Source organism: Stenotrophomonas sp. HMWF003, from assembly GCF_003061285.1.
GTDB classification, from domain to species: Bacteria; Pseudomonadota; Gammaproteobacteria; order Xanthomonadales; family Xanthomonadaceae; genus Stenotrophomonas; species Stenotrophomonas maltophilia_AP.
The window spans coordinates 1-8,457 of sequence record NZ_QAIW01000105.1; the positions used below are offsets into that span (position 1 = coordinate 1).

Here is an 8,457-nt window from a genome sequence, read left to right on the forward strand (position 1 = left end):
CGGCACGCTTCTGCACGGCCGACCGGCAGTGGTGTGTGCGCACCGCCCGCGAGGGCGACGAGCAGGCGTCGCAGCTGGAGATCGAGCACCACCTGCCCGGTGCGGCCGAGCCGCATACCTGGTTCATCCCGCTGGATACCGCCGGTGCCGACGCCACCGGCACCGATACGCCATGGCCGTTCATCGTGCGCCTGGCGCCCGGGGCCGACGCGGGGCAGAGGCCGACCGACCCGCAGCAGGCGGCCCTGGAAAACGTCCTGGTGGGCGTGCAGCGCAGCGTGACCACGATGTACTCCGGCGGGGATGCCGGCGCGTCCACCCTGGTGCTGAGCCGTATCCGCCACATGGACGATGGCATCCAGATCGATCCGGACGTACTGACGCTGCCCGCGGACGGCCACGCCATGATCCGTGCCTGCTTCGGTGAACAGGACACCGCCCGGCGCGCGGGCGCCTGCCATGACCAGTACAGCTTCGCCGGCGTGCTGCGCCTGGACCCGGCCGGGCAAGGCATGCCGGTGCTGCGCTACACCACCACCGCCACCCGTTTCCCGGCAGGGGCGTCGCGGCTGCAGGATTCCCAGGCGCGCGCACCGCTGCGCAAGCAGGACCTGCGCACCCAGACCGACCGGACCTGCTCCTACCAGCGGGTGCTGCGCTTCGATGGCGGCCGCTACCAGCCGGATACGCCGCTGCCCGAGTGCGGTGAGTTCACCGCGCTCTAGGCGATGACCGCCGCGCCGGCGGCCCTCCATGCCTTCCGGCACGGCGCAAATCGTCATGGAGCCACGCTATAGTGGCCGATCAATGCGGTGCCCGCTTTCGCGCCCGGGCTGTCTGGCGCGTCGTACCTGACCTATTCCATGACTGCTGAAACCACTACCCCCCCGGCGCAGGCCCAGGCCGCCGGCCCGCTGTTCTACCGCCAGCCGCTGCCGCTGCAATCGGACAAGCACGCCAATTGGCGCCTGGTGCAGGGCACCGTGGCCTTTGCGGCCGAAACCAATGCCATTCCGGCCGTGGTGGGCGAGTTCGGCCTGGCGGCCCAGCATTTCCCGATCCTGTTCACCGGCAAGGACGCTGCGCCGATCGTGGCCGTGGGCCTGGCCCGCAGCAATCTGTTCATCGACGGCGACAAGTGGGCCGAAGACACCTACGCCCCCGCCTACGTGCGCCGGTACCCGTTCGTGTTCATGCAGGCCGATACCAACGGTGACTACCTGCTGGCCATCGACGCCGAAGCCGAGCATGTCAACAAGGGCACCAGTGACGAAGGCGAGCCCCTGTTCGTGGACGGCAAGGCCACCGAACTGGTCGATAACGCCATGCGTTTCTGCGGCGATTTCACCCGCGAGCACGAGGCAACCCGTCAGTTCACCGCAGCAATCCTGGCCCAGGACCTGCTGGTGGAGCGCAGCATCGATGTGACCCTGAACAACGGGGAGCAGATGTCGGTGAACGGGTTCCACGTGGTCGACGTGGAAAAGCTGTCCAAGCTGCCCGATGACATCGTGCTGGCCTGGCACCGCAATGGCTACCTGGCGCTGGTGCACCACCACCTCAGCTCGCTGTCGCGCTTCAACGCGCTGGTCCAGCGGCAGAGCCTGCAGGCCGCCGCCAAGGCCTGATCGCCGCAGCCAGGGCGATGCATCACGACGGCGACCGCAGGGTCGCCGTTTTTGTTAGGTTCTTCGCCCATACGCTGGGCAGGCAGAAAGGTGCTTTTACGCTTTTCGGGCGCGGCCGTCGGCGGGTCGGGCGCTGGGTCCCCATGCCCTTGGAGGCGAAATAAAGGGGGAGGTGGCGGCCGCAGGCCGACGCCGGAGGACATTCGCCGGATAGGGCATGGGGACCCAGCGCCCGACCCACCGACAGCGCTAGAAAATCCTGGCTTCCCCTACTCACCGCAAGCCGAGCCCCGTAGCGGCCGGTAGGCTCCTGGGCAAAATAAAGGAGGAGGCCGCCAGGCCGGGGGACATTTGCACCAGGGGCCTACTGGCTGCTACGGGGCCCTCACGCTCGCGACCGACCCAGCTCACTCTGCGAGGTTCCCTGCAATGTGCCGCGGGCCAGTGCGACCGGGTCTTAGGCAGAAAATCGATATGCATATCCCGGGCAGTCATTTCCCGGGCAGGGGCGTATTCAGCAAACTGGCGCGCCTTCCGGTCCCCCTGTGGCAATGGCTTGCCGCACCGGAACGTTGTCCCTTACCCAGGAACCTGTATGTCTCTGCTTCGTCGTCCGCTGCGCCTGCGGCCTTTGGTCGTGTCCCTGTTGCCCCTGCTTGCCGCCAGCCCGTTCGCGCATGCCGCCGATGGCCCGGCGCCCACCGAACTGGAGGCGGTCCGGATCACCGGCTCGCGCATCCCCCGCGCCAGCGTGGAAGGGCCCTCGCCGGTCACCGTGATCACCCAGCAGCAGATCGAGGCGCAGGGCTACCGCAGCGCCTTTGAAGCGCTCAGCGCGCTGACCGAGAACACCGGCAGCGTGCAGGGCGAAGACTTCGGCAACACCTTCACCCCGGCTGCCAACACCATCAACCTGCGCGGGCTCGGCCCCAACCGCACCCTGGTGCTGGTCAACGGCCGCCGCCAGTCCGACTACCCGCTGGCCTACGAAGGCTCGGTCAACGTGGTGAACCTGGCCAACATCCCCAGCGCGCTGATCGACCGCATCGAGGTGCTCACCGGCGGCGCGTCGGCCGTGTACGGCTCGGACGCCATCGCCGGCGTGGTCAACATCATCCTGAAGAAGTCCTACGAGGGCGTTGGCATCAACGTCAAGGCCGGTACCACCGAGCAGGGGGGCGGCGACAACCAGCGCCTGCAGGTGGTGGGCGGCAGCACCGGTGACCAGTGGGAGGCGATCTTCGGGCTGGAAATCGCCAACCGCAAGGCGATCTACGGCTCGCAGCGCGACTTCATGGATTCGCTCACCGACGACCCGCGCGGGGTCACCCCGCTGGCCACCGGCGTGGCCTACCGGCGCAATGCCAGCACCAACAGCTACATCGATCCCGGTGCCGCCGGCTGCGATGCCAGTAGCGGCCTGTACGGCGGCAGCGTGTTCCGCGCGCAGAATCCGCGCCAGGGCTGGTACTGCGGCAGCAATGAAGCAGCGGCCACGTTCTGGACCGTGCAGACCGAGAAGCGCAACATCGATGCGTACAGCGCGCTGACCTGGCACCTCAACGACCGCCAGGAACTGTTCGCCGACGTGGCCATCGGCACGGCGCGGATCTACAACAACACCCGCGCGCCCAGCTGGACCTCGTCGCGCAACTACTTCTACAACCAGAACAGCGGGCAGCTGGAAAGCTGGTACCGCCGCTTCGCCCCCGAAGAGATCGGCGGCGTGCAGCGCAATGCCAACCGCTTCCTGGAGTCGTCGTGGTCGTTCAACGTGGGCGCGCGCGGCAGCCTGGGTGCCAGCGACTGGGATTATGAAGCGGCCTACAGCCGCTCGCGGTATGAAAACCGCACGCGCCGACCGGTGCTGCTGGCCGGCATCAACGACTACCTGCTGGGTCCGAAGCTGGGCACGCGCAATGGCGTGGACGTGTATGCGCCCGATCCTGCGCGGCTGTACCAGCCGCTGACTCCGAACGAGTACGAGACCCTGTCGTCCACCCAGGAGAGCCGCAACGCGGCCTGGCTGCAGGCGGCCACCTTCAGCGTGAACGGGCAGCTGTTCGACCTGCCGGGCGGCCGTGCGGCGCTCGCCGCCGTGGTCGAAGCAGGCAGCCAGGGCTACCGCAACCGTCCCGATCCGGCCCTGGCCACCGGCGAGTTCTGGAACACCAGTGCCGGCATTCCGTCCGGCGGCGAGCGCGACCGCTATGCCGCCGGTGTCGAGCTGCAGCTGCCCCTGCTGGAGCGCCTGACCGCCACCGTGGCCGGTCGCTACGACCAGTACCGCGCTGCCGGTGACCATATCGGCAAGGCCACCTGGAGCACCGGCCTGGAGTTCCGCCCGTTCGACAGCCTGCTGCTGCGCGCCAGTGCCGCCACCAGCTTCCGCGCGCCGGACATGAACTATGTGTTCGCCAGCGAAACCCGCGGCTACAACCCGGGCATGACCGATTACTGGCGCTGCCGCACCGCCGGGCAGGCGTATGACGACTGCGACTACAGCGGCCTCTCGATCGACTACACCAGCGGCGCCAATCCGCAGCTGCAGCCGGAGACGGCCAAGTCGTACGGAGTGGGCCTGGTGTGGTCGCCGACGGCGAACCTGGATTTCACCGCCGACTACTACGACATCCGCATCGACGATGAAGTAACCAACCTGGATTCGTCGCGGATCCTGCGCGATGAGGCCGATTGCCGCCTGGGCCAGACGGTGGGCGGCGATGCCCGCGACATCAACTCGGCACAGTGCCAGGACGCGCTGGCGCGGGTGATCCGCAACCCGGCCGACGCGGCGGTGCAGCCCAACCAGGTGACCCGCGTGCTGATCAACCCGATCAACGCAGCGTCCGAATCGGTACGCGGCATCGACCTGAAGGCCACCGCGCGCTGGGATGCGGGCCGCTACGGCCGGTTCTCCACGCGGCTGGCGTACTCGCTGGTGATCGACCATGAGTACCGCCAGTTCGCCGAGGATGACGTGGTGGACCAGCGCAACTCGCTCGATTCCAACCAGTGGCGCAGCAAGGTCAACGGCAGCGTGACCTGGGCGATCAACGACTGGACCGCCACCTTGTACGGCATGCGCTACGGCTCCCTGCCCAAGAGCGATGGCAGCGGTCGCATCGCGCCGTACATGACCTACAACGCCAGCCTGTACCGCACGCTCACCGAGAATGCGAGCGTGGGCCTGATCGTCAACAACCTGCGCGACAGCCGCCCACCGGCCGACAAGAATGGCGGCGGCTGGCCGTTCTACCCGGTCGGCAACTACGACCCGTACGGGCGCCAGTTGTGGCTGGAATTCGACTACCGCTTCCTGTAACGCGGACGCGTGTGCGGCGCACCGGGGCCCGGCATTGCCGGGCCCTTTCTGCATGCGCCGGCGCGGTCACGCAGGGGCTGACGATGACCGCGTGCGCCAGCGCTGTGGCGTCACTGGCGTATGCTGCGTCGCTGCCATGGATGCACCGTGGCGTGGATAAGGAGTGTGATGATGCCTGTTGTGTACCGACCTGCCGTACCGGCCGATGCCGCGGCCTGCATCGACCTGCGCGGGCGCACGCGCGAGAACGCGTTTTCCGCTGAACAACTGGCCGCGCTTGGCATCACCGTGGAGAGCTGGGCCGCGGGCATCGCCCAGGGAGGCTTTCCAGGGCATGTGGCCGAGGCCGATGGCGCCCTGGTGGGCTACTGCTTCGGCGACCGCGACAGTGGCGAAATCATCGTGCTGGCGCTGCTGCCGGCGTGGGAAGGCAAGGGCATCGGCAAGGCGTTGCTGGCACGGATGGTGGACGACTTCCAGCGATGGGGCATGGAGCGCCTGTTCCTGGGCTGCGCCGCCGATCCGACCGTTCGCTCGCACGGCTTCTATCGGCACCTGGGATGGCGACCCACCGGCGAGATCGACGATCTGGGCGATGAGGTACTGGAACTGCACCTGCGCGCGTAACCGCGACACTGCACGGGTATGGCTGCTTCCACGCATGCGTGGGTAGGGACACCACGCAGTGACGGTGATGCGCAACGTGTGTCCCGATTTTCCCACGGCGAAGGCGCGATGCTGGCGGCAGGTTCTGGAGGCTGCCGATGCGAACTGTTCCTTGTCGTTCCCTGTTGCGTGCCCGCGGGTGGTGGTTGCTGGCCCTGTTGCCGGTTTCCGCAATGGCGGCTCCATCGCCGCCGCCACCGGCGCCCCCGGTGCAGCAGATCCATAAATGCCGGGTTGCCGGGGTGGCCACGTTCCAGCGTCACGCCTGCGCCGAGGGGCAGGCAGAACAGGCCTGGGAAGTGGATGTGGTGCCGGCCGAGCGCCAGCATGCCGCCCGGATCGAGGCGATCCGGCGCGAACTGCAGGCACGCAAGCGTGCGCAGGAACCGCAGCGCCGGCCGCCGGCGGATCCGCGTCCGCGCCGCAGTACTTCGCCACGCGGTCGAACGCGTGGGCCGGTGGGCGCGGTCATCGCGCTTCATCATCAGCCGCGCATGTGCGCGAAGGCGAAGCGCCAACGCGATGTCGCCTACCGGAAGGCAGGCATGTCGCGCAGCTTCGCCCTCAGCCGGCGCATGGACGACGCCGTATTCGATGCGTGCCGCTGAGTGTCCCTTGGCTATCTGGACGGCTGGGTCATCAGGTACCGTGCCAGTGCATCGAAGGCGGGCAGGGTGGTGGGGTCGTTGGCGCTGTTGCCGGCCACGGGATGGGATCCGAAGCGGGCGATCACCACCTTGGCGGCAGGATCGATATACAGCGCCTGGCCGTGCACGCCGCGCGCCATGTACGCGCCATGCGGGTTGTGGCTGACCCACCACATGCCACGGTAGCTCCAGCCCGGCAGCAAGGTGTAGCCGGCCGTGGCGAAGGCGCGCTTGTCACCGCCCGCCCGGATACGCGCGATGGCGGCGGCGGGTATGACCTGCTGCCCGTTGCGGCGGCCGTCCTGCAGCAACAACTGGCCGAGCCGGGCCATATCACGCAGCCCGGCATTGAAGCCGCCGCCGGCGAACGGCGTGCCGCTGGAATCGACGGTGTAGTACGCATCCTGCTCGGCGCCCAGCCGGGTCCAGATGCGCTCGGACAACAGCGTGGAAACGGGCTTTCCGGTGCGTCGCGCGATGATCCAGCCCAGGGTATCGGTGTTGATTGTCTTGTAGCCGAACGCCTCGCCGTGGCGGCCCTGCTTCTGCACGGTCTGCAGGTAGTCGTAGTAGCTGCGTGGACCGGTGTAGCCCGGCGCGGGCGGCAGCGTGCTGCCGGCGGCGGCGTACTGCCAGACTTCGGCGTTGGGGTCGGCATAGTCTTCGCTGTAGCGCAGGGCCGTGGTCATTTCCAGCACCTGCTTGACCGTGGCATCGCCGAAGGCACTGTGCGCCAGCTCCGGAATGATCGCACCCACGGTCTCGTTCTCATCCAGCACGCCCTCGGCGACCAGCATCTCGCCGAGCAGGCCGGTGATCGATTTGGTGACGGACATCGCGCCGTGCTGGCCGTCGGGCTGCAGGCAGCCGGCGTAGCGCTCGTACACCACAACGCCGTCGTGCAGCACGATGATGCCGTCGGTGTAACTGGCCTGCAGCGATTCGGCCCAGGTCATGCGCGTGCGTGTGTTCAAGGGCGTGAACGGCAGCGCGTCGATGGCCGCGTCCAGCCGCTGGGGCAGCGGCACCGCCGCCCCCGGCCCGCGGCTGACGCCTACGGTGGGCATCAACTGGCGGAAGTGGCAGGCGGTCCAGCGCAGCTTGGGGAAGGCGAAATAGTCGCTGTCGGTGTAGCGGATGCGCTTGGCTTCCGGCGGTGGGAAGCCCTGCATCCAGCCCAAGGTGCCCGGATCCGATGCCGCGGCGTCCGGCGGTGTCGCGCTGGCCGGGGCGCCGTGGGCGGCAGGCAGCAGCACCAGCGCGCACAGCAGCGTGCATGCTGCTGCCAGCCGCCGCTGCGCGCGCGGAAAGTACAAGCGGGTGGAAGTCGCCATGGCCATGTCCTTGTGCGCTACGTCGTTCGTAGAGGCACAGGGTACTGCACCGTGCGCAGACACAGGTCAGGGCGCGGCGGTAGCAACAGGATGGGGGCGGAAAGCCGCGATGATGCCAGCCGCGACGCGGCAGGCTCCCTGCGGGGGCAGGGAGCCGCGTGGCTTACGGGTTGCTGGATTCGCCCGTGGGCGCCGGTGCGACGGCCGGTGCGCTGCTCTCCGGCGTGGGCAACGACAACGCCGGGTTGCCCTGCTGGGCCTGCAGTGCCTGGATGCGCTGGTTCAGCGCGTCCAGCTGGCTGTGGCTGCTGCGCAGGTCGGTGCTGAGCGATACCGCCTGCTGCTTGGCCTGCTGGATCGAACTGCTGACCTGCAGCGACTGCTGGCGTTGCAGTTCGGCTTCCTGCTGCAGGCTGCGCAGGCGCTGTTCGTTGAAGGCCACCAGGTTCTCGGTGTAGCGTTTGCCGGCTTCCAGGCGCGTGGTGTCGATGTACACCTGGGCCAGTTCTTCGGTCTGCTGCACGAAGGTGCGGTACACCTTTTCGGCGTTGTCCACCGAATCGGTCTTGATCACGCGCCAGAAATCCTTGTCGTGGAACAAGGCGGCGTAATACTGCAGCGTGGTGGTGTTGAACAGCAGGCTGGCGCCGTAGCTGCCGTTGTAGGTGGTACGCAGTTCGGTCAGCTGTTTTGAATCGACCAGCTGGCGAAGTTCATCCACCGTGTTGCGGACCACCGGGGCGCTGCGCGCCGGCTCGGTGGGCTCGCCCTTGGGCGCGCGCGCGGCCAGTGCCTGCGGCACCAGGCCCAGCGACAGCAGCACCAGGCTGCCCACGAGCAGGCGCTGGCGGGTGGAA

At 68.0% G+C, this 8,457-nt stretch carries 7 protein-coding genes; 5 read left to right on the forward strand and 2 right to left on the reverse strand.

Annotated elements, in window-relative coordinates:
* From DBR34_RS21205 to DBR34_RS04235, 5 genes are all read left to right on the forward strand, one after another.
* Positions 1 to 725 (forward strand): hypothetical protein (locus DBR34_RS21205; protein ID WP_219928209.1); only part of this gene is annotated, 725 nt, incomplete at its 5' end.
* Positions 726 to 863: 138 nt separating this feature from the next.
* Positions 864 to 1,628, forward strand: coding sequence for a SapC family protein (locus tag DBR34_RS04220; protein ID WP_128095839.1), 765 nt, complete (start codon positions 864 to 866; stop codon positions 1,626 to 1,628).
* A 595-nt stretch (positions 1,629 to 2,223) separates the two neighbouring features.
* Positions 2,224 to 4,953 carry a TonB-dependent receptor gene (locus DBR34_RS04225; protein ID WP_128095840.1) on the forward strand — a complete coding sequence of 910 codons (2,730 nt, stop codon included), beginning with the start codon at positions 2,224 to 2,226 and terminating at the stop codon, positions 4,951 to 4,953.
* 171 nt (positions 4,954 to 5,124) lie between these two features.
* The gene (locus DBR34_RS04230; protein WP_128095841.1) at positions 5,125 to 5,580 is read left to right on the forward strand and encodes a GNAT family N-acetyltransferase; all 456 of its coding nucleotides are present in this window, start codon (positions 5,125 to 5,127) and stop codon (positions 5,578 to 5,580) included.
* A gap of 185 nt (positions 5,581 to 5,765) precedes the next feature.
* Positions 5,766 to 6,227 carry a hypothetical protein gene (locus DBR34_RS04235; protein WP_128095842.1) on the forward strand — a complete coding sequence of 154 codons (462 nt, stop codon included), beginning with the start codon at positions 5,766 to 5,768 and terminating at the stop codon, positions 6,225 to 6,227.
* A gap of 11 nt (positions 6,228 to 6,238) precedes the next feature.
* Here the strand turns inward: DBR34_RS04235 and DBR34_RS04240 are convergent, their stop codons facing one another.
* Together DBR34_RS04240 and DBR34_RS04245 are read right to left on the reverse strand one after the other, a co-directional pair.
* Positions 6,239 to 7,600 (reverse strand): serine hydrolase, encoded by a 1,362-nt coding sequence (locus tag DBR34_RS04240; RefSeq protein ID WP_128095843.1) that lies wholly within the window; start codon positions 7,598 to 7,600, stop codon positions 6,239 to 6,241.
* A gap of 163 nt (positions 7,601 to 7,763) precedes the next feature.
* Entirely contained in the window at positions 7,764 to 8,426 is a 663-nt protein-coding gene (locus DBR34_RS04245) for a DUF2968 domain-containing protein (protein ID WP_258223659.1), read from the reverse strand.
* Between the last annotated feature and the right edge of the window lie 31 nt (positions 8,427 to 8,457).